Annotated in this window: 22 protein-coding genes; 16 read left to right on the plus strand and 6 right to left on the minus strand. The window is 51.8% G+C overall.

The genetic code is table 11. The features are described from left to right. Window positions 1-120 precede the first annotated feature (120 nt). The 8 genes from J0A68_RS00420 (at window position 121) to J0A68_RS00455 (ending at window position 5,346) form a co-directional block, all read left to right on the plus strand. The gene (locus J0A68_RS00420; RefSeq protein WP_206576202.1) at window positions 121-669 is read left to right on the plus strand and encodes a 30S ribosomal protein S16; all 549 of its coding nucleotides are present in this window, start codon (window positions 121-123) and stop codon (window positions 667-669) included. A gap of 14 nt (window positions 670-683) precedes the next feature. Further along, window positions 684-1,214 (plus strand): ribosome maturation factor RimM, encoded by a 531-nt coding sequence (gene rimM / locus J0A68_RS00425; protein WP_206576203.1) that lies wholly within the window; start codon window positions 684-686, stop codon window positions 1,212-1,214. Window positions 1,215-1,217: 3 nt separating this feature from the next. Then, the gene (gene trmD, locus J0A68_RS00430; protein ID WP_206576204.1) at window positions 1,218-1,907 is read left to right on the plus strand and encodes a tRNA (guanosine(37)-N1)-methyltransferase TrmD; all 690 of its coding nucleotides are present in this window, start codon (window positions 1,218-1,220) and stop codon (window positions 1,905-1,907) included. A 76-nt stretch (window positions 1,908-1,983) separates the two neighbouring features. Continuing rightward, window positions 1,984-2,349 (plus strand): 50S ribosomal protein L19, encoded by a 366-nt coding sequence (gene rplS / locus J0A68_RS00435; RefSeq protein ID WP_206576205.1) that lies wholly within the window; start codon window positions 1,984-1,986, stop codon window positions 2,347-2,349. Between the two features lie 86 nt (window positions 2,350-2,435). After that, a complete protein-coding gene (locus tag J0A68_RS00440; RefSeq protein ID WP_206576206.1) occupies window positions 2,436-2,720 on the plus strand; it encodes a hypothetical protein in 285 nt (94 codons plus the stop codon). Window positions 2,721-2,923: 203 nt separating this feature from the next. Then, window positions 2,924-3,655, plus strand: a complete 732-nt coding sequence (locus J0A68_RS00445; protein ID WP_206576207.1) for a DUF2092 domain-containing protein — start codon at window positions 2,924-2,926, stop codon at window positions 3,653-3,655. An 18-nt stretch (window positions 3,656-3,673) separates the two neighbouring features. After that, window positions 3,674-4,687, plus strand: coding sequence for a DUF6515 family protein (locus tag J0A68_RS00450; RefSeq protein ID WP_206576208.1), 1,014 nt, complete (start codon window positions 3,674-3,676; stop codon window positions 4,685-4,687). A gap of 44 nt (window positions 4,688-4,731) precedes the next feature. Further along, complete coding sequence (locus tag J0A68_RS00455; RefSeq protein ID WP_206576209.1) at window positions 4,732-5,346, plus strand: 2'-5' RNA ligase family protein; 615 nt, start codon at window positions 4,732-4,734, stop codon at window positions 5,344-5,346. Window positions 5,347-5,687: 341 nt separating this feature from the next. Here J0A68_RS00455 and J0A68_RS00460 read toward each other — a convergent pair whose 3' ends face one another. The 4 genes from J0A68_RS00460 to J0A68_RS00475 form a co-directional block, all read right to left on the minus strand. After that, window positions 5,688-7,397, minus strand: coding sequence for a GMC oxidoreductase (locus J0A68_RS00460; protein WP_206576210.1), 1,710 nt, complete (start codon window positions 7,395-7,397; stop codon window positions 5,688-5,690). Next, on the minus strand, window positions 7,390-7,962 hold the full coding sequence (locus J0A68_RS00465; RefSeq protein WP_206576211.1) for a gluconate 2-dehydrogenase subunit 3 family protein: 573 nt from the start codon (window positions 7,960-7,962) through the stop codon (window positions 7,390-7,392). The genes J0A68_RS00460 and J0A68_RS00465 overlap by 8 nt, the downstream gene beginning before the upstream one ends. A gap of 80 nt (window positions 7,963-8,042) precedes the next feature. Further along, a complete protein-coding gene (locus tag J0A68_RS00470) occupies window positions 8,043-10,094 on the minus strand; it encodes an alpha-L-fucosidase (RefSeq protein WP_206576212.1) in 2,052 nt (683 codons plus the stop codon). A gap of 203 nt (window positions 10,095-10,297) precedes the next feature. Beyond that, the gene (locus tag J0A68_RS00475; protein ID WP_206576213.1) at window positions 10,298-11,479 is read right to left on the minus strand and encodes an FG-GAP repeat domain-containing protein; all 1,182 of its coding nucleotides are present in this window, start codon (window positions 11,477-11,479) and stop codon (window positions 10,298-10,300) included. A 241-nt stretch (window positions 11,480-11,720) separates the two neighbouring features. Here J0A68_RS00475 and J0A68_RS00480 point away from each other — a divergent pair, with 241 nt between their 5' ends. The 5 genes from J0A68_RS00480 to J0A68_RS00500 all read left to right on the plus strand — a co-directional run bounded on the left by J0A68_RS00480 (window position 11,721) and on the right by J0A68_RS00500 (window position 16,308). Beyond that, window positions 11,721-13,955, plus strand: coding sequence for a TonB-dependent receptor family protein (locus J0A68_RS00480; protein ID WP_206576214.1), 2,235 nt, complete (start codon window positions 11,721-11,723; stop codon window positions 13,953-13,955). Window positions 13,956-14,079: 124 nt separating this feature from the next. Then, window positions 14,080-14,298, plus strand: coding sequence for a DUF433 domain-containing protein (locus J0A68_RS00485; protein ID WP_206576215.1), 219 nt, complete (start codon window positions 14,080-14,082; stop codon window positions 14,296-14,298). An 8-nt stretch (window positions 14,299-14,306) separates the two neighbouring features. Next, window positions 14,307-14,648, plus strand: coding sequence for a DUF5615 family PIN-like protein (locus tag J0A68_RS00490; protein ID WP_206576216.1), 342 nt, complete (start codon window positions 14,307-14,309; stop codon window positions 14,646-14,648). A 63-nt stretch (window positions 14,649-14,711) separates the two neighbouring features. Then, window positions 14,712-15,320 carry a nitroreductase family protein gene (locus J0A68_RS00495; protein ID WP_206576217.1) on the plus strand — a complete coding sequence of 203 codons (609 nt, stop codon included), beginning with the start codon at window positions 14,712-14,714 and terminating at the stop codon, window positions 15,318-15,320. A 220-nt stretch (window positions 15,321-15,540) separates the two neighbouring features. Beyond that, the gene (locus tag J0A68_RS00500) at window positions 15,541-16,308 is read left to right on the plus strand and encodes a toll/interleukin-1 receptor domain-containing protein (RefSeq protein WP_206576218.1); all 768 of its coding nucleotides are present in this window, start codon (window positions 15,541-15,543) and stop codon (window positions 16,306-16,308) included. Between the two features lie 135 nt (window positions 16,309-16,443). Here the strand turns inward: J0A68_RS00500 and J0A68_RS00505 are convergent, their stop codons facing one another. Then, window positions 16,444-17,052, minus strand: a complete 609-nt coding sequence (locus tag J0A68_RS00505) for a thiamine pyrophosphokinase (protein WP_206576219.1) — start codon at window positions 17,050-17,052, stop codon at window positions 16,444-16,446. Further along, complete coding sequence (locus J0A68_RS00510; RefSeq protein ID WP_206576220.1) at window positions 17,052-18,038, minus strand: dipeptidase; 987 nt, start codon at window positions 18,036-18,038, stop codon at window positions 17,052-17,054. The genes J0A68_RS00505 and J0A68_RS00510 overlap by 1 nt, the downstream gene beginning before the upstream one ends. 157 nt (window positions 18,039-18,195) lie before the next feature. Between J0A68_RS00510 and J0A68_RS00515 the strand changes: the two genes are divergently transcribed. The 3 genes from J0A68_RS00515 to J0A68_RS00525 all read left to right on the plus strand — a co-directional run bounded on the left by J0A68_RS00515 (window position 18,196) and on the right by J0A68_RS00525 (window position 21,477). Continuing rightward, window positions 18,196-18,708, plus strand: coding sequence for a 3-hydroxyanthranilate 3,4-dioxygenase (locus J0A68_RS00515; RefSeq protein ID WP_206576221.1), 513 nt, complete (start codon window positions 18,196-18,198; stop codon window positions 18,706-18,708). 105 nt (window positions 18,709-18,813) lie between these two features. Next, on the plus strand, window positions 18,814-20,100 hold the full coding sequence (gene kynU / locus J0A68_RS00520) for a kynureninase (RefSeq protein WP_206576222.1): 1,287 nt from the start codon (window positions 18,814-18,816) through the stop codon (window positions 20,098-20,100). Between the two features lie 24 nt (window positions 20,101-20,124). Further along, complete coding sequence (locus tag J0A68_RS00525) at window positions 20,125-21,477, plus strand: FAD-dependent oxidoreductase (protein ID WP_206576223.1); 1,353 nt, start codon at window positions 20,125-20,127, stop codon at window positions 21,475-21,477. Window positions 21,478-21,500 lie beyond the last annotated feature (23 nt).

Below are 21,500 nucleotides of genomic sequence, written 5' to 3' on the forward strand. Positions count from 1 at the left end.
ATTCTGAAATTACAGGCAAATATTCCGAAGGCAACTTGTGCGTTTCCAATCATTTACCCTATCTTTGCACTCCAAAATTAGGATGGACGGGTTCCATCCACTCACTTAATCTAAAAAATTATGTCCGTAAAAATCAGATTAGCACGTCGAGGCAGAAAAAAGCAAGCCATCTATGACGTCGTTGTAGCTGATGCAAGAGCTCCACGAGATGGACGCTTCATCGAGAAAATCGGAACTTACAATCCGAACACAAACCCCGCTTCCATCAACATCAACAATGAGCGCGCTCTTACCTGGTTGTTGAACGGAGCTCAGCCTACCGATACCGTGAAAGCGATGCTTTCCTACAGAGGTATCATGCTGAAAAAACACCTGCAGATCGGTGTCCTGAAAGGCGCGATCTCCCAAGAGCAGGCGGACGCCAAATTCGGCGCTTGGCTGCAGGAGAAAGACGCGAAAATCGCTTCCAAGTCTGACAAGCTGGCTGCTGCCAAGGCTGATGTCCGTGCAAAAGCACTGGCTGCCGAGACTGCCAAAAACCAGGCTCGTCTGGACGCTATCAAAGCAAGAGAAGAAGAAGCAAAAGCTGCCGCAGCTGCTGCTGAAGCTCCAGCCGCCGAAGAGGCCGCTACCGAAGCTCCTGCAGAAGGCGGAGAAGCTGAAGCTTAATAGAACAACCCTCCATGAACAAGGATCAGTGCTTTCAAGTAGGCAGAATTGCCAAAGTTCATGGACTTCGTGGTGAAGTGAATGTGGTGCTTGATGTAGACTATCCCGAGGATTACGAGGGATTGGAGCACCTCTTCCTCGAACAGAAAGGCCGCTTGGTCCCCTTCTTCCTGGAGCACTTTGTGATCCAGCCCGGAGGAAAGGCTTTGGCCAAGTTTGAGGAACTGGACACGATAGAGTCGGTGGAAAACCTGGTGGGCGCGGAGGCTTTTCTCCCCCTGACCGAACTCCCCCAGCTCGAAGACGACCAATACTACTACCACGAGCTGGTCGGTTTTGAAGTCATAGACCAGACTTTGGGACTGATCGGACCCGTACAAGTCATCTACGACCTGGAAACACAGGATCTCCTCGGGGTCATCCACCAGGGCAAGGAAGTGCTTATCCCCATACAGGATGGCATCATCTCCCAGGTGGACAAGGCAGCAAAAAAAGTTTTCTGCCAACTGCCCGAAGGTTTACTTGACATCTATCTGGAAGACTGAGCCATGCACATAGACATCATCACCGTGGTGCCGGGCCTGCTGGAGGGACCTTTTTCGCACTCTATTCTGAAAAGAGCAGAGGACAAGGGACTCGCTACCGTCCGAGTGCATAATCTCCGCGACTATGCCATCGGCAAGCAAAGCCAAGTCGATGACTATGCCTTTGGCGGAGGTGCCGGGATGGTCATGATGATCGAGCCCATCGCCCGATGCATCGAGGCGCTCCAAAAAGACCGAACGTATGATGAGATCATCTACATGACGCCTGACGGAGACACCTTTGACCAGCCCATGGCCAACTCGCTCTCGCTGCAGAAAAACCTCCTGATCCTCTGCGGTCACTACAAGGGGGTCGATCAGCGCGTGCGGGACAAGTTCATCACCCGGGAAATCAGCATAGGGGACTTTGTCCTCTCCGGAGGGGAGCTGGCCGCGGCGGTAGTCGCCGATGCCATCATCCGGCTGATCCCTGGCGTGCTCAATGACGAGACCTCGGCATTGACGGACTCCTTCCAGGATGGCCTGCTGGCGCCGCCAGTGTACACCCGCCCCGCGGAATACGAGGGAATGGGCGTACCGGAAGTACTGCTGTCAGGCCATGAAGCCAAGATAAACCAGTGGAGATTTGAAGCGTCGGTTCGCCGCACCAAGGAAAAACGCCCTGACCTGCTCGAGGGCAGCGGATGGGAGTAGGCGAGGCAAGAGTATAAAAAAGTAATTCATTTAAACCGCTGCGGCGGGAACTGCGAAAGCATAAAAACATAAAGCTATGAGCGATCTAATGAAAATTGTAGAGGCGGAATACAGCGAGGTAAGAGCTAAATTCCCTTCTTTCAAAGCCGGTGATACCATCAACGTACACGTACGTATCAAAGAAGGTAACAAGGAGCGTATCCAGCAGTTTCAGGGAACTGTGATCCAGCGCAAAAACCCTAACAGCAACGGTGAGACGTTCACCGTACGCAAAATCTCCAACGGTGTAGGCGTAGAGCGTATCTTCCCTATCATCTCCCCAGCCATCGAGCAAATCGACCTGTTGAGAGAAGGTAAAGTGAGAAGAGCCCGTCTGTTCTACCTGAGAGGACGTCAGGGTAAAGCTGCACGTATCAAGGAAAAAATCAGACCAAGACACTAAGATCCGTCTTGCCCGATATCCCAAAAAGGAATCCATCTCTGGATTCCTTTTTTTGTTTTTGCTACCTTGGAGCAAACTCCCACCCCATGAGCGCGACACTTTCCCTTTCCGACCCCGGCGCCCTTCTGGGCAAGACATTCGTGAAAATCGCCCAAGCGCTGTTGGCCCTTCTCCTGATGGGCAGCGGATACATGGCCTACTTGGCCTCGGAGGGCTTTTTCACAGGATGGGATTGGGAGTTTGACGCTGGCTTAGCCGACTTGGTGCCCGGACAAAACCCCGACACTATCCTCGTCTATTTTTTCCTCGCGATCTGCCTGAAGCTCCTGCTGGCATTCGGTTTCCTGACCTGGCTCAGCCGAAAAATCTGACAAACCTTCTCTCCAGGCAAACAAAATCCGATCAGGCGAGGCAGGGCCAAGAGTCCGTTCACCGCTATGCATTGCTCCGAAGTGTCCCTTTTTTTGCAAAAACTAAACACGCTTGCTTTTCTTTTTAACTATTCGGTAATAACAATCCCCGCTCGATTCGCTAGCTTTAGAAAGCGTTTTTTCATTTACCATAATTTTTACCTATGCTCAAAAAGATTTGTTTGGGGCTGGCGCTGATTTTCACAAGCCACTTTGCGCAAGCCCAGGAAGGAAAAATAGACTCCACCGCTGTCATGATCTTGGACAAGATGAGCGGCTTGTTTGGCGAGCTGAAGTCGGTAGGGTTCAGCACAGACGTAGCCAAGGACGTCGTTTACTCCGAAGACTTCTTCATCAAGGAATTTGGCTCCAGCAAAGCCCGCTTTCTCGGTCCGGACAAGTTTTCGGTGCGGGTGTCCGGCGAGGAAAAAGACGACCTATACAGCTACAACGGCTCGCAGGTCGTGTATTATTCCTTTGCCAACAACCTGTATGCGGTCGCTGACGCCCCCAACAACCTGATCGAAACCATCGCCTGGCTGTACGACGACTTTGGCGTGGAGATGACCTTGGCGGATCTTTTCTACCCATCTTTTTCCAAAGACTTTGTCGAAGAGATGGACCATGTCGAGTTTTTGGGAGTCACCCACATCGACGGCACTCGCGCCTTCCATATCGGCGCAGCCAATGCCAACGCCACTTTTCAGCTCTGGATCTCCGACGACGGCTATTTCCTACCCCGCAAGGTGCTGATCACCTACTTGGATGGCCCCTACTCCCACCAACACGAAACCGACTTCTACGACTGGGAGCTCAATCGCGAGTATCCTTCTTCCATTTTTGAATTTTTGCCTCCTCCCAGTGCCCGACAGATCACTTGGATAAAAAAGGACTGAACATTTTAAGCTAAGCCTATGAAAACGAACAAGACCAAACTCGCAATATTGATGATGGGAATCATGGCAATGCTGATCCTGCCGGACTTTGCCTCAGCGCAGCGCATGCACGGTGCCGCTTCAGGACGAGGTGGAGCCAGACCCACCACTACCCGCAGCGCACCCCAGCGCACCCAGCCCCCCTCCCGTACGCCGAGCCGTGCTACCTCAAGACCGGCCACCAGCTCCCGGCCTCAGACCTCCACCAGACCCGCCAATTCCAGTTCCCGAGCCACCGTCAACGGGGGCTCCAGCAGGGTGACTTCCAAACCGGCCAACAACAGCAAGGTGGCCAGTGTCAAGGACAACAAAGTCGGCAGCAACAACGGAAACCGAGTGGGCAACAACTCGGGAAATCGGGTGGGTAACAACACGAATGTGGGAAACCGAGTCAACATCGACAACAGCAGAAACGTCAACATCAATGTAAGAAATACCCGAAATGTGGCCTATCGCCCTCCCTATCGTCCCTACCCCCGCCCCCCGGTGGTTTGGGGAGGGTATGGATTTTCATGCTTCCGTCCTTACTACTATCATCCCTACACGCCTTTCTATTGGGGCCCTGCTTGGCACCCATGGGGATTCTTCGTGGCAACCCTGGCGGTCACCGCGATCGTCGTCAGCGTCGAAAACCAGAAATACCACTACGATGAGGGAGTCTTTTACACCGAATCGGATGGTGGATACGTGGCAGTGGAAGCCCCACAAGGCGCCACGGTAAAGGTCATCCCCAGCGACGCACAGACGGTGGAGGTCAGCCCTACCGTAAACAACTACTACTATGGAGGGACTTTCTACGAGAAAGAAAACGGTGAATACACGGTAGTCCCTCCTCCGGCGGGGGCGGTGGTGGACAATCTGCCCGAGGGTGCCGAAGAAGTAAAAGTTGGCGACCAGACCTACGTGAAATATGGCGACACCTACTACTTGCCAGTCCAAGTCGATGGCAAAAATGCCTATGAAATAGCGCAGGTAGAGGAAGTCGAGCAATAGAGACTTCTACTTTCAGCTGACAATTCCAACCAGTCATCTTTATCATGGGAAACGAAAAACCAAAGTATTTGGCATCGGAACGCGTCTATGAATATCTGTTGCTGACCACCCCCAACGAGACAGTTGGCCGTTTCGCTTGGAACCTAAAGCGATTGTTTACTAAGAACTACCGTTGCCTCCAGGCGGACATGCTTTCTCCCCACATCACCGTTGGCACTTTTTTGCTTCGTAAAAAACTGGAATCAAAAATTGTCGATAAGCTAAGGGAATTTGCGATGACTGTCACACCCTTTACAGCTGAGTTTGATGGTTTCGGAAGTTTCCCGAAGAAAGTAGTATTTCTCGATATCGCCAACAAAGAACCTTTCCATGAGCTGTCAAAGGGTTCGAGGGACTCATCGAGCCGCTTCAATAACGACAACTCCCATTTTTCATTCAATGCTCACCTGACAATCGCGAGATCTATGAACGCCGAGCAATTTGAAAATGCTTGGCGAGACTGGAAGGACAAAGCATTCAAAGCTTCCTCCGACGTCAATGAAATGTTACTACTACGTAGACCTTTTCATCATGAACAGAGAAACCGTTTTGAAAAAGTCACAACTTTTGTTTTTCGAGGAAAAAAGGGAACTGGGGGACAACTGAAACTTGATTTCTGAGAAAAGCTGTCGATTTCACCAAGTGTCCCAAGACAGCAAAAGCGGTCTAGCGACCGCTTTTGCTGTTTCCTTTAGTTTGGCTATTTGCTAGACACCTGAAACTGGCCATCGTCCGCCCGGCATCATTCCTCACCGCCTTTCATTCCATGCTTTTGCTGGCCTCAGAAATTGCCAAGACACAAGCCCGCCCCCGCCCCAAATGGTACAAATCAGAAAAATCAGTCCCTATGACAACAGGGGACATCCTCGCCCAATTCAGGGCTATAAACTGGGCTCACAACTCAAAAATCAATTTCTCCGACGTCGTCAACATCCAGATTTTGAATTTCAGCTTTCAGCCTTCACTTTTTGCTTTCTGCCACCGCATGGTGCGCAGCTCTCGCTGCAAAGGCCATGTAGGTCAGGGAAGGGTTTTGCGTAGAAGTGGAGGTCATAGAAGCTCCATCCGTCACGTACACGTTGGGTACGGCGTGGAGCTGGTGATTGGCATTCAAAAGTGAGGTCTTGGGGTCTCTGCCCATGCGCACGCCTCCCATCTCGTGGATATCGAGGCCTGGGATTCTATGGTCGTCATTGACCCGGATATTGGTGATCCCGGCCTTTTCAAACATCTCAGACATCTGCTCCTGGTAGTCCTTGATCATCTTCTCGTCATTGTCGTCGTAGTCCACGCTAACTTTGAGCAGCGGCATGCCCCATTCGTCTTTTTGGCTCATGTCGAGCGCGACGTAGTTGCTTTCCTTGGGGATAGTTTCGCCCATCATGTGCGAACCCACGTGCCAAGGGCCATATTGGTCTGGATTGAGCAGGCTGTTTTTGAGCTCCATGCCGATTCCGTCTTGGCTTGACCTGACTCCTCGGCTGGCGGAGAAGCCCGCCGCATAGCCGCGCAGGAAGTCGGTCTCCTGCTTGTACACGTTTCGGAATCTGGGGAAATAGCCGCTGGTCGGACGCCCGCCCGAAGTGGTGTATTCGCTGTGTCCTTCCCAAGTCCCGGACACTTGTGCGCGGTAGTTGTGGAAAGCGACGTACTTGCCAAGTAGGCCGTTGTCGTTGCCTAGGCCATTGGGAAAGCGGTTGGAGGTGGAGTTGAGCAGAACCAGGTTGGAGTTTAGGGCGGCGGCGTTTAGGAAAATCACATCCGCGTAAAACTCCTCGGTCTCCTTGGTCAGGCGATCCACCACGCGAACGCCGGTCGCCTTGCCTTTTTCCTCGTCATAGATGATCGAGTGCACCACCGAGTCCGGTCTCAGGGTCAGGTTTCCGGTCTTCAAGGCCCAGGGGATGGTTGAAGAGTTGGCGCTGAAGTAGCCCCCAAAGGGACAGCCCCGCTGGCAGAGGTTTCGGTTTTGGCAAAGCGTTCTGCCTTGTTGGGCGTAATATTCCGCATTGCCGTGGATGTGCGCGCAGCGGGCAGAGATCATGTGGCGGGTACCGCCGTAGTTTTTTTTCAGCTGCTCCGCAAAGTGTTTTTCCACGATGTTGAGCTCATATCCGGGAAGGAACTCCCCGTCCGGCAGTACGTCTATGCCGTCCTTGAAACCGGAGACTCCGGCAAATTTCTCGACATAGCTGTACCACTTTTCGATGTCCTTGTACCTGATCGGCCAGTCCACGGCAAATCCGTCTCTGGCCGGCCCTTCGAAGTCAAAGTCGGACCAGCGCTGCACTTGGCGCGCCCACAGCAGGGATTTTCCTCCTACCTGATAGCCACGGATCCAGTCAAAAGGCTTCTCCTGCACGTAGGGATGCTCTTTGTCTTTCACAAAAAAATGCATCGCATCCTCGCGAAAGGCATAGCAGCGGCTGACCACGGGGTTTTCCTCCTTGATCTTCTCGGGGATCTGTCCACGGTGCTCAAATTCGTAAGGAAGCATGGTCGTGGTCGGATAGTCCTTGCCATGCTCGACATTGCGGCCACGCTCCAGCATCAGGGTTTTTACACCCAGCTCGCTCAGCTCTTTGGCTGCCCAGCTTCCGCTGATCCCCGACCCGATGACAATAGCCTGATAGGTTCGTTCCTGTTTGTTGCGGATATTCAGATTAGCCATTTACTCTTGGTTTTTGGAGGTCGGAGATGAGAACTGCTCCATTGTATTCACCGGGAATGAGGGAATAGGGGATGACTTCGGTTTGGATGTATTCGGAGGCCATGTAGCCTTGGATGGTCAGTCTTTTGGTGGAATTGAGGAAATAGGCCACGGCGGCTTTCTTTTTCCCCTCCTCGGTATCGTCCCCTTCCAGCTTGGTCGCCGCGAGGATGGCCTCTTCTTTTTCCTTGGTAGAAAGCTCCTCAAACTTCTTCCCGGTGGCTGCTTTCACCTGTTCGGGGAAGGCGGCGAGACCTGCGGAAAATTTCTCCTGGTTTTCCTGGGTAAAACAATCGTCTACCATGACCAGGATAAAATCAGGCACCTCCAAATCGAGGGCTCCCTTGATCTCCCCAGCCGGGATGATGGTGTCGGAGATCAAGCCCAAAAGCGTCTTTTGGGAGGCGGTGACTTTGAGATTGTCGTACGCGGCGAGGATGTCCTCTTTGCTGAAATCACAGGAAGGAATCAGTACAAGTCCTCCCGAGATCAAAGCCAGATGCCGCAGGGCGATGCGTCTGTTCATAGGTTGATTGTTTGGGCTCTAGGCAAATTGAGCCGAGAAAGTAGCCAATTTGCCCAGAATCCACAAAATTGTTTTCAGTATTAGCGGGTGATCACGCCGAATTCCCCCACGGTGGCCTTGTTGCCGTCGGTGGTTTTCAGGGATTTCAGGCGCACGTAGCGGGCAGGCACCTTATCGAAGCGCACATATTGCTCGATGGGGCTGGCCGCGATGTTGGAGAATTCGCCCCGGGCGACTTCCTTCCAAGAGCTGCCGTTTTCGCTCACCTCCACGGTGTAGTCCGCGATGAATCCACTCGGATAGCGCGCCTGCATGGGGAAGTAGGAGATGCCGCTCAGTGCTGCAGTTGTGCCCAAGTCAACCTGGAAGACGTCGTTTTCAGTCGTGTAGTAGGAGTGGATGTTTTCGTCGATGGCGCGGCCGGAGCGTTCGTCCGAGCTAGCCACTTTCCATCCGGCTTTTGGCAGGTCAAAATCCACACGGGCGACCTCGGAGACATTCCTGGTTTTTGGATCTACCGCAATCGCCTGGACAGTCTGGGCAGAAAGCACGTCAAAATCCCCGGAATAGGCGTTTTTGCCCTTTTCGGGGGCCGAGCCATCCGTGGTGTAGTAGATTTCCAGATCCGACTCGGCAGCGGCAATGCTGACCTTGCCTGCCGGAGTTCTTTCGATTTTGGGAGGAAAAAGCAGGGCTGGAGCCGAATAAACCCCGATTTCGGAGATTACTGGAATGTCTTTGGCATCAAGGAAATTCACCCGGATTTTCTGGGCTTGGGTATCGTCAAATCTCAGGATGCGCTTGTAGCCGATCGTGGTGCCTTCGGCGATTTTTTCCCAGCTGCCATTGGCTTCTTTTTCCAGGGAAAAAGACTTCACACGCTGTCCCAAGTTCACATACTCTTGGAGCAGAAGGCGGTTGAAGGAGACTTCCTTTCCAAAGTCGATCTCCACGGACGCCTGCACCTGTCCGTCTGCCGTGGTCCAGTAGGTGTCAAAGTCACCGTCGTTGAGGTTTTTTGCCTCATAGCCATAGCCGCGATCCGCGCTTGCTTGCAGCTTCGCGTCTTTGGCCAGGTTTACCGCAAAATCTTCCTTCACTTTGGCAGCCATCTTCAGGATAGCCTCCTCGTCTTTCTCGTGGATCAGACCTCGAGTATCGACCGGGAAATTGATCAGCAGCGAGCTGTTTTGGCCGATGCTATGGTAATAGATCTCCATCAGATCCGGCAGGGAGCGCACTTTGTGGTCTTCGTATTGGTGGTAGTACCATCCCGGACGGATACTCACGTCAGACTCGGCAGGCACCCAGTGGGTTCCGTTTTCCTGCCCGCCTGCCCATTTCTCAAAACCGGGCATTCCGGCGTAGACGGAGTCCCGCATCAGGTTGGACCAGGTGGTCTCGTAGGCAAAGCCGTGCTCGTTGCCCACCCATCGCACGTCCGGACCCGCATCACTGAACATCATCGCGTTGGGCTGCAGCTCACGCACCAGGGCATGCATGGTCGGCCAGTCGTAGTAGGTTCGCTTCTCCACTTTTCGCTCCTCGTTGGCGCCGCCGTACCAGCCGTCACCGCCATTCGCTCCGTCAAACCACACCTCGTAGATCTCCCCGTAATTGGTCAGGAGCTCGGTGAGCTGGTTTTTCATGTAAGTGACATATTCCGGCTTGCCGTAGTCGGGATGGTTGCGGTCCCATGGGGAATAATAGATGCCCACCTTCAGGCCGTATTCCCTACAGGCATCCACGAATTCGCGGATCAAATCGCCTTTTCCATCACGCCATGGGCTATTTTTTACAGAGTGCTCGGTATAGGCCGAGGGCCAAAGCACAAAACCGTCGTGGTGCTTGGCAGTGATGATCAGGCCCTTCATGCCTGCTTCTTTGGCCACGCGGGCCCACTGTCTGGCGTCCAGCTCGGTAGGATTAAACTGCTCTGGCTTTTCGTCCCCAAATCCCCACTCCCGATCGGAGAAGGTATTCATGTTGAAATGGACAAAACCGTAAAACTGCATCTCCTGCCAAGCGATCTGGCGCTCGTGTGGCACCGGCAAAACCGGGGCAGGGGGAGCGGCTTTTTCTTGACAGTAGCTTAATCCAAGGGCTAAAAATGGCCAGACGTACTTTTTCATAGGGTAGTATTTGGGCGAAAACCTACCGATTTTAAGCGGGATTATAAAGAAAAAATTACAGGAAGTACCTGAGTGTTATTAGAAATAATAGGTTATTGGTTATTGAAAATTGATCAATGTCTATTGATAATTGGTTTGACGGAAGTGTAGGTTGGCTTTAAAAGTGCCGGTGGAATTTTCCAATCTTCAAGTTTTCCACTTTTTCAATCCAACTGCTCAAACACAAAAATCCCTTTCTTGTTGGCGATCACCACGTCCAAAAGCCCATCTCCGTTGATGTCCTCGGCGACCACGTTGAGGCCGACTCCGGAATCGTCGTCGATCTGGTGGGCTAGCCACTGGGGTTCCTTTCCTGCGACATACTCAAACCAGTAGAGATAGGCGGGCTCCAGAGCACCCGTGCCCTCCCGCATGTGGGCATAGTAGCGCTTGCCGGTGACAAAGTCCTTTTGCCCATCCCCGTTTACGTCTTCAAAGGCCACCGCATGGGTCTCGGACATTTCCTCCGTGAGGATGTGTCGGACAAAGTTTTGGCTGCTTCCATCCCCTTTGTTTTCATACCACCAAATGCCCCGCTCATGGGCCGAAGCCGCGAAGACATCGGCAAATCCGTCTTGGTTGAAGTCCGCGGCATACATGTGCGAAGCTGGTTCCCCAAGATTGGAAGGATGCCAGTTCCAGTGGGGCTGGGTGGGATCGCCGGGATTTTCCCACCAGCCCTCACGCACGATCACGTCCGGCTTCCCATCGCCGCTGAGGTCGGAATAGCCCAAGCCGTGGGAAAAGTTTTCCGAACCGGGCGTACCCGGAAGGCTGATGGTGTACTTTTTCCAAATCAAGTCGCCTGCATCGGTCGGAGCTTTCAGCCAGATCATCTGCTTGTTGGCCACGTCCCCGCAGAGGATGTCCTTTCGACCGTCCCCGTCCATGTCGATGAAGTTGGGCGACTCGTTGCCCACGGTTTCGTGGATCATGTGAACCGGCCAATGTTGATCTTTCCCTTTTGGGTTCTCATGCCAATAGACCGCTTTGCCCGGGAAATCCACCCGAATCAAATCCACCCAACCGTCATGATTGACATCCAAGGCAAAGTTCAGCATGGAGTTGCTCCATTCCTTCTCGGGGACGTAGCGTTTGGGTTCGTAGATCTCATGCCTGGTCCAGCTAGGTGCCTCAAACCAAAAAGGCCCCGCCATCACGTCGATCTTACCGTCTTGGTTTACATCGCCGACCGCCACACCCTCGGTGACGAAGTGGTCGAAAAGTACAGTCTTTTTGAAGGGAATGTCGCCGCTTTTGTCCCGGTCGGCCATGAGCTGGGCATCGCAGCCGAGGGTGAGCAAGAGCGCTGGCGCAAAAAACAGAACGTATCGAAGGCGGTTCATGGCTTTTGGGTAAGTGGTATTTGGTATGTAGTATTTGGAGACGTCTGTGCTTGTACTGATCTAAAAAAACGCCGTCGCTCTGTCCCTTTGCAAAAAGTATTTTTTTAATTCGTTTTTTCCAAGGAATCAAGGGGATAGCTTTTCGACAACTTCTGTATGTCGAAGCTTTTGGCTAAAACCCGAATCGTACCGCCAAAAAATATTCGAGCCATTTTCTCTGGCTTTCGTCTTAATTTCCCACATGAAAAAAGCCCTATTCCTATTGTTCTTTTTGGCTAGCCTCGGCCTACAGGCGCAAATCCAAGTCCGCGTGACCGACAAGTCCACAGGCGTTCCTTTGGAAAACGTGCGGGTGAAGGTGGCGAATCTTCCCCTACAGCGGACCAACGCTTCCGGTACTCTGGCTTTCCCTGGCAACGCGCTGAGGATTTCCTTTGCGCTGGAAGGATACGAGTCCTTTGAGCGGCTTTTTGAAGCAGGTGAGCATGAGGTGCGATTGGAGCCCATGGTGATGAATCTGGGCTCGGTGACGGTGACAGCCTTCGAGTCGGAGCGTCCCCTGCTGGAGCAATCGGCGGCGGTAGTGCAGCTTACCGAACGTGATTTTAGCAGGTTCAATGAAAACTCGCCGGTCAATGCCTTCAACCAAAAATCCGGCGTCCGTATCGAGGAACGAGCTCCGGCAAGCTATCGGGTCTCGATCCGGGGCAGTTCCTTGCGCTCGCCTTTTGGGGTGCGGAATGTCAAAGTCTATTGGAATGAGGTGCCTTTCACCGCGCCGGATGGGACTACGGCTTTAAATCTTCTCGATTTGTCCAATATCCGTAGCTCTGAAGTGGTCAAAGGCCCCTCCGGGAGTATCTATGGCGCGGGAAATGGCGGTGCGATCTCTCTTTTCAGCCAGCCCAGCTTGGTTGGCAATCGCGTCTCCACGGACTTTTTGGCCGGAGATTTCGGACTTTCTCGGTTTCGGGTAGGGATTTCCCAGCAAGTGGGAGAAGGTGGGATAGAGGCTTCGGTTGTGTCCCAAAAGTCCGACGGGTATCGCGAGCACTCCGCCGTGGACCGCCAAGTATTCCAGTTGGGCGGCTTCTTTCCGGTGTCGGAAAAACAGGAAATCCGCACGCAATTACTGGTTTCTGATCTCGACTATCAGATCCCCGGAGCGCTGAATGCCGATCAGTTGGCGGCCGATCCAACCCAGGCCCGTCCGGGTTCGGTAGCGCAAAACAGCTCCATTTCCCAGCAGGCGGTCTTGTTTTCGCTGGGACATTTATACCGTTTTTCGGAGAAAACCAGCAACACGACTACGCTTTACCTGAATACGAACGACTTTGAAAACCCCTTTATTCTGGACTACAAGAAGGAATTGGGATTCGGATACGGGCTTCGCACGAAGTTCGTCCACGACGGAAAGCTGGCGGGAAAGACGCTGCGCCTCGTGGTTGGCGGTGAATACCAAAACAGCCTGACGGATGCGCAGAACTTTGGAAACCGCTCCGGCGTGGCCGATACGGTCCGCTTTGCAGACAAGCTGCGCGCGTATCAGGGATTCCTCTTCCAGCAAGCGGAGTGGGATCTGACAGAGGCCTTGCTTTTCACACTTGGGCTGAGCGAAAACTTCTCCGGCTATGAAATCGACCGACAGATCAATGCTTCCGGGGGCGCGACGGGTGTCCAAAGCCGCGATTTTGATCCCGTGGTAGTGCCTAGAGTGGCGCTGAACTATCGCCTGAATCAATTCAGTTCAGTCTATGCCTCGGTCAGCGGAGGCTTTTCCCCTCCCACCATAGACGAGATCCGCACCAACGAGGGCAGCGTCAACTTGGATCTGGAAGCGGAAAAAGGCACCAACTTCGAACTGGGCTATAGACTTGGACGGGAGAAAATCAACATCGAGCTGATTGCCTACTATCTCCAACTCGACCAGACCATCACCACCTATACCAATGAAAACGGGGTGGTGCTTTTCAGAAATGCCGGCTCGACCGACCAAAAGGGCATCGAAGCTTCTTTGGACTATGCCCTACTGAGAAATGCCGGTGGATTTGTCAAGGACCTGCTGATCGGAACCGCCTACACCGGGCAGTTTTTCACTTTCAAGGACTACCAAAAACAGGACAATGACTTCTCTGGCAATGACCTGACCGGCGTGCCGCCCAACAACCTGGTGAGCCGGATCGACCTGCGTACCCGGCCTGGGATCTACCTCAATCTGACCCATCAGTTTACCGACGAAATCCCACTCAACGATGCCAATACGGTCTATCAGGACGCATACAACTTGGTCAATCTACGGTTTGGCTGGGTGAAAAGCCTGGGCGATTGGGATCTGGAGCTCTTTGCCGGGGTGGACAACCTGCTGGACGAAAGCTATTCCCTGGGCAATGACCTCAACGCATTCGGAGGGAGATATTATCAGCCTGCACCGACGAGGAACTGGTATGGGGGAGTGAAGCTGGGGTGGAATTATTGAGAGTAAGACTTTAGACGCTAGACTTAAGATCTGAGACAGTGGATTTGCTACAAATTGGAAGAAAGCCAGGATTGGAAACTGCCCTAGGAAAAATCATTTGGACGAAATATTCGTAAATTCCCCCATGGACTATTCAACATATATCGCCATAGATCCAAATGTTCGTTTTGGAAAACCCTATCTAGTCGGTACTAGGATCACTGTTTCGGATGTCCTAGGCTGGATGGCTTCGGGAATGAGGTTGGAGGAAATATTGGAAGATTTTCCCGAACTGAGCTCTGAACAAATCCGAGCCTGTCTGGCCTACGCTGCTGACAGGGAGCAGAAGTTGAAATATGCTTAGTCAGCCCTATGCCCTTACTTTTTGACCAAAATATTTCCTATCGGATTCTAAAGGAGATTTCTGCTGATTTCCCAGATTGCAAGCAGGTCAGGGAAGTCGGATTGGAAGGGAAAACGGATCGAGAGATTTGGAGTTGGGCAAAACAAGCCGGATTCGCTATAGTAACATTTGACTCTGACTTCGCCGACCTTTCTGTACTACTCAATTCTCCCCCGAAAATAATATGGCTCCGACTGGGTAACACGTCGACCAAGAACATCGCCCAAACCTTGCTTTCGAGGAAAAGCGAAATCCGTGACTTTTTATCCCATGAGCAAGAAGCGATTCTAAAAATCGAATCCGGTTTTTAGTGCCTTGACGAACTTACAGCTCCTAAATTCAATTGAACGATTAAAATACACCAAGAATAGATCATGCAAAGACCCGATTTCAGCATCGAAGAAGTAAACAAAATCATCCGCGGACGCCGCTCGCTTTTTGCCGCACAGTTTAAGGAAAACGATCCCGTAGCCGACTCCATCATCGAGGAAATCCTCGAAAACGCCAACTGGGCGCCTACCCACAAGCTGACCCAGCCTTGGAGATTCATCGTCTATACCGGCGCGGGATTGAAGAAATTCGCCGACTATCAGGCGGAACTGTACAAGCACAGAGCGGAGAAAAACGGCACCAACTTCATCGAGGCGACCTATCAAAAGTTTAAGGAAATGCCGCTGAAGTCTTCGCACATCATCGCGATCTTGATGAAGCGCACCGAAGGATCCGGCATTCCGGTAATGGAGGAGATCGCAGCGACAGCCATGGCGGTTCAGAATATGTACCTGACTGCGTGCGCGCATGGCCTGGCTTGCTACTGGGGAACCGGCGGGCCAACCTTCTGGCCAGAGGCTAGAGAAGATTTCGGCCTGGAAGGCGAGGATATGCTGATGGGCTTTTTCTACGTGGCCAAACCCGCTTCCGACAACTGGCCGGAAGGCAAAAGAGAATCACTGGCTGAAAAAGTAGGCTGGGTGAGGGAGTAGAAATAGTAATTGAGTTATAAGTTATTGGAAAGGAAGGCGAAGGTCTTCCTTTTTTTAATTGCTTTAAATTGACAGAGCTGGCGAATTCACTCTAGTTGTTTTGGTAATTTGAAATTTTTCTGAATCCCTAAAGTAACTACATCTAGTATGCACCTTAGTCATAAACTCTAACTTGCCAATTGACTATTTTTTTTTATTACTTTTCATATAAAATCGCATTATGAATCTATTTCTTAGCTGGTCAAAAGATCGTAGTCAAGCTGTTGCTGAAGCATTCCACGAGTGGATTCAATGCGTCAATCAAAAAATAATTCCTTTTTTTTCTCCAAAAGATTTGTCTGGCGGCATTGTTTGGATTAACGAATTAAATACCCAGTTGGCAAAAACCAATGCAGGGATTATTTTCCTCACTCCTGAAAATCAACATGAACCATGGATTCAGTTTGAAGCTGGAGCACTAGCAAAAGGATTTTCCGCAAACCGAGTTTTCGTGCTGTTGATCGACTTGGAACCACATCAGGTTGAGGGACCTCTTTCAAATTTTAACCTTTCAAAATCTGACGAGGATGGAATTAAAAAATTAATCTTAAATCTCAATGACCTTCTCGAGGAGAACAAGGTTAGTCATCATATTTTAAACAAGGTGGTTGATAAATACTACCCCGATCTCCAGCTAACAATTAACAATACTATCGCAAAAAGGCCAATTAAAGAGGAAACCGCTAAAAGATCTTCGGCTGACATTCAAAACGAAATGTTAACTATATTAAGAAGCCTCTCAAATAGAGTCGCATCTTTGGAAAAAAGAACTGGAGAAGAAAAACTAGTGTCTGACTACAATTCAGCCATTCTTGCTGACCTTGCGAAAAATGAAAACGCAAAAAAGCTCAGTCGATTTTATGATATTATTCGTGAAAATCGCAAGACTTTAAATTCAAATTTGTCATTTCAAGAAGATGATGGGTCTAGTTCATCTGGCGGGATTTAATTATAACCGCCTTTTTCAATTGTTGTACCCGACTCTAAAAATACGAAAACTGAATTTTGAAGACTTCGACTCCGCTCAGTCTGACACCATCCGACACCAATTTTCCAATTTTCAAATCTTCCAATTTTTCAATCGTTACACCTCTTCCCCCACCCAAAAAAGCTCAGCTCCCTTGATCTCGGTGATGCCTTCGGGCACTTCCACCTGGGTCAGGTAGAAAAGCGGCAGAAAGAGTTTGCCGTCTGAGTTGGCGACCTCCAGTGGCATGCCTTCCCGCCCAAGAATCCGGATGGTCGAGGCTACAAACCACTTTTTGAAATCCCTAGTCTTGACCGGGTAGTACTTCCAGCCCTCGTCCAAGACGGTCAACTCCAAGAACTCCAATTCGGCAGTCAAGCTGTCGAGCTTGGAATGGTCGAAACCCACCAGATGCGCTCCCCGATGCTGGGAGGCCAGCAGGTATTGCAGGCCTTCGTGGAGGAAATTGGCCGGGCTTGCGGTCAGAAAACGAACGGGATATTGCTCTTGCAGCAGCTGGATATTGTCTTTTTGGAAGCTCTCTTCGGCCAGAATCACGTCGACTTTGATCCCCCAGCTCAGCACGGTATCCAGGCAATCCTGCCACACCAGTACCGTCGGCACCCACTCCAGCAGCGGCGAAACCGAATCAAAAGCCAGTCCCTCGGTGCTCAGGATAAAGACGGCGGGCTCCTGCTGTTCCTTGACAAAATGATGGCTAGACATCAGCTCCAGAGTTTTTGGTAGAAGTTGAACACGTTTTCGAAGGCCAGTTTGCGAAGCTGGGCCTCTGACAGGCTCGTGGCCAAATACTCCAGAATATCGGGGTATTTGCTGGAATTTTCCGCCAGGGGAAAGTAAAAAGGATGGCGGCTCTTGTCCGGAAAGTCCTGGGTGTAGAAGAAATCGGCGCCAAAGCAGATCGCGTTTTCTCCCAGCTTTTGGCCAAAAAGCAAATGTTCATAAAGCCGTTCCGGCACCTCTGGGTCCAGGAAGTTTCGAAGGAAATTCACCCCAATGATGCCTCCACGGCGGACGATTTCTTGGGCAAACTCGTCGCTGAGATTGCGCTTGTGATCCCAGATCGAGCGGAAATTGGAGTGGCTGGCGATCACGGGAATCTCCAGCGAGTTTTGGTCGATGTGGGCCAAAATGCCTTCGGCCAAAAAATCCGACGTATGGGAAAGGTCGATGGGAATCCGCTTGCCGGCCATATAGTCGAGGATTTTTCTTCCGTCGTCTTTCAGGCCGATCCCCTCCGTATAGTTGCCTCCGCCAAAGCGGTTTTCGGTATGGTGGGTCAGGCTGACATACGCCAGCTGCCCGACAGTGTCTACAATCGCGTCAAACTGGGAGTAGATGGCTTTCCAGTCGGCAGTTTCATCGCCGAATCCCGCGGCATTTTCCACGGAGGCGATGATACCGAGGGATTCCCGGGCTTCGGCATTTTGGATGTATTCCGAGTCAAAACGCGTGACGGTTTCGGCTTCTTTGCGCAGCAAATCTGCAAAAATCCCCGCCTGCCTGCTGGCCATCTCCATGCTGCCGGGCTTCACATCGGTGTAGATCGCCGTCACCTGCATTTTCACGCCCCCGCTTTTCATCCAGGGAAAAGCGCAGGCGATCTGCTCGGGGTCAAAAGGATTGGCACCGGGGATTTTTGCCATAAAAGACAAGAGATCGCAGTGCATATCGGCTATGGGGTAGGTCATGGATGCGGGGGATTTTCGGACAAAATAAGGCAAAATGGAGTTACGAGCTAGGATTTTTGATTGACGAACTTACTGCAGTGTCAAGGGAAACCGAGGCCGAGTTTTTCGCTTCAATGTTTATCTTTGGCACAAATCCCTTTTCAAACCTAAACATACCATGGCCGTAGCAAAACCCTTCAATTTCAAACAGTGGATTGATGACAACCGCCACCTCCTCAAGCCGCCCGTCGGCAACCAGCAGGTGTACAAAGGCAACGGCGACTTCATCGTCATGGTCGTGGGCGGGCCCAATAGCCGCAAGGACTACCACTACGACGAAAGCGAGGAGTTTTTCTATCAGTTGGAAGGCGACATCGTCTTGAAAATCATCGAGGACGGCAAGCCCAAGGACATCGAGATCAAGGAGGGAGAGATCTTCCTTCTTCCTGCCAAAGTGCCCCACTCGCCACGCCGCCCGGCTAACACCGTTGGCCTGGTGATCGAGCGATACCGCCAAGCCGGAGAGCTGGACGGCTTTATCTGGCACTGCGAAAACTGCGGGGAAAAGCTCCACGAGGAATACGTCGAGCTCACCGATATCGTCACCCAGCTTCCTCCGATCATGGATCGCTTCTGGTCAAACGATGCGTTGCGAACCTGCAAAGCCTGCGGGACTTATATGGAAAAGTAAGGGTTGAAAAGTGGCAAAGTTTAAAAGTTGCAAAGTTGACATCGTCGAAGCGAAGCACTTTACAACCTTGCCACTTTGCCACTTTACAACTTGATTCAACCACCTATGAGTTTTCTTCCCTACCAATTTTCAGAGCACTTTGCCCAACAGCTGGACGCCCAAGACCCCTTGGCATCCTTCCGATCCCGATTCCATTTCCCAAAGGTCAATGGCAAAGCGGCCATCTACTTCTGTGGCAACTCGCTCGGCATACAGCCCAAATCGGTCAAAGACCACCTGGAGCGGGAGCTGAACAATTGGGCGGATCTGGCGGTGGACGGGCATTTTCATGGGGAGGACGCTTGGTATCACGTGCGTAAAAAATCCAAGCCAGCCCTGGCCGAAATCGTCGGTGCCCACGAGCACGAGGTAGTGGCGATGAACCACCTTTCGGTCAATCTCCACCTGCTGATGGTCTCTTTTTACCGCCCTACCAAAGAGCGGTACAAGATCATCGTGGAGGCGGGAGCCTTCCCTTCAGATCAATACATGCTGGAGTCGCAGATCAAGTTTCACGGCCTGGATCCGGCAGATGCGCTGGTGGAATTGACCCCAAGACCGGGAGAGCACACGCTTCGCACGGAGGACATTCTTACAGAGATCAAAAAGCAAGGAGACAAGCTGGCTATGGTCAATATGGCGGGCCTCCAATATTACACCGGGCAGCTTTTTGACATGCAGGCGATCACCGCTGCGGCGCATGAGGTCGGCGCGGTGGCAGGTTTTGACCTCGCCCATGCCGCCGGAAATGCCGTTCTGAAGCTCCACGACTGGGATGTGGACTTTGCCACCTGGTGTAGCTACAAGTACCTCAACTCCGGCCCGGGCAATATTTCGGGCATTTTCGTGCACGAGCGCTATGCCGAGCGTCCCGATCTGCCGCGCTTTGCAGGCTGGTGGGGACACGACGAAGACGAACGCTTCAAGATGGAAAAAGGCTTCGTGCCCATGTTTGGCGCCGACGGCTGGCAGCTGGCCAACAACAACGTGCTGGCACTGGCGGCACATCAGGCTTCCCTGGATATTTTCCAAGAAGCCGGGATGGAAAACCTCCGGGCAAAAAGCGAAAAGCTCACGGGATACCTCGAATTCTTGATCCGTGAAATCAGCGGAGAATCAGGCGTTTTGGAAATTATTACCCCAAAAAATCCCGCAGAAAGAGGCTGTCAGTTATCTTTGCTGATTCATCGGGGCGGTAAAGCCGTGTTCGATGAGTTTTATAAACATGGAGTGGTAGGCGACTGGAGAAACCCGAATGTGATCCGTCTGGCTCCCACTCCGCTGTATAACAGCTTCATGGACGTGTTTCGATTTGCACAGATTTTGGAACAATCCTTGGAGAAATTCGCTTGAAAGAAGCGTGGGTAAACTTATCCGATGAAAAAAAACGAAATCACCATCCTGGGTGCCGGCCTGATCGGCAGCCTGATGGCCATATATCTCAAGCGTCAAGGCCTGGACGTCTCCGTCTACGACAAGCGGCCTGACAAGCGCAAAACCCCCTATTCCGAAGCCGGCAGATCCATCAATATGGCCCTCAGCCATAGAGGCTGGAAAAGCTTGGAACAGGTGGGGTTGAAAGACAAAGTCCTTCCCCTGGCAATTCCCATGTATGGGCGCAAGGTCCATGACGAGCATGGCAAGACGACCTTTATCCCCTATGGCAAAGCCAATCAGGCGATCTACTCGATCTCCAGGGGGAAGTTTAACCAAATGCTGGTCGAAGAGGCGGAGAGGCTGGGCGCAACGGTGCACTTTGAGCATAAGTGCCTGGATGTGGATTTTCAAAAAAACGAAATCCTGTTCGAAACTTCTGAAGGGGAAAAATCACTCCAACCCGACGTAGTGATCGGGGCGGACGGCGCCTACTCTGCCCTCCGCATGTCCATGCAAAAGCAGATCCGCTTCAACTACACCCAAGAATACCTCCCCCACGGATATAAGGAACTGACCATACCGGCGACCGCCGAAGGGGAGTTTGCCATGGATCCCAATGCGCTGCATATCTGGCCGCGAGGCAAATTCATGCTCATCGCCCTGCCCAATCCCGACAAGTCCTTTACCTGCACACTCTTCCTTCCTTTTGAAGGCTCCAAGGTGTGTTTCGAAAAAATCCGTGACGAAAAAGACCTCGAAACGATGTTCCGGGCCTATTTCGACGATGCCTACCAGCTGATGCCGGATTTGAAAAAAGAGTTTTTCAAAAACCCAACCGCCGCCCTGATCAATATCGAGTGCTTCCCTTGGGTACAAGGCAACGCCCTTCTCCTTGGCGACGCCTCCCACGCGATGGTGCCGTTTTACGGACAAGGCATGAACTGCGGCTTTGAGGATTGCTACATCCTCAACGGCCTGATCGAGAAACTGGGAACGAACGCTTGGGATTTGGTTTTTGAGAAATTCCAGAAAAAGCGCAAGCCGGATACCGATGCCATCTGCCAGCTGGCCATGGAAAACTTCAAGGAAATGAGGGATTCGGTGGGAGATCCGAAGTTTTTGCTCCGCAAGAAAATCGAAGCCAAACTGCATGAGCTCTATCCCAATGACTGGATCCCGCTCTACACCATGGTCACTTTCTCCGACATGGGCTACGCAGAGGCCTATGCGCAGGGCAAGCTCCAAGAAGCAGTGATGAACAAGGTGATGGCCAATCCCCTGATCACAGAAAACTGGGACAAGCTCGACTACGAGGACATCATCAACCAGATGGAAACAGCAAAAGCGGTCTAATGACCGCTTTTTTCCTATCAATC

It is taken from the genome of Algoriphagus oliviformis, from assembly GCF_017254915.1.
Lineage (GTDB): Bacteria > Bacteroidota > Bacteroidia > Cytophagales > Cyclobacteriaceae > Algoriphagus > Algoriphagus oliviformis.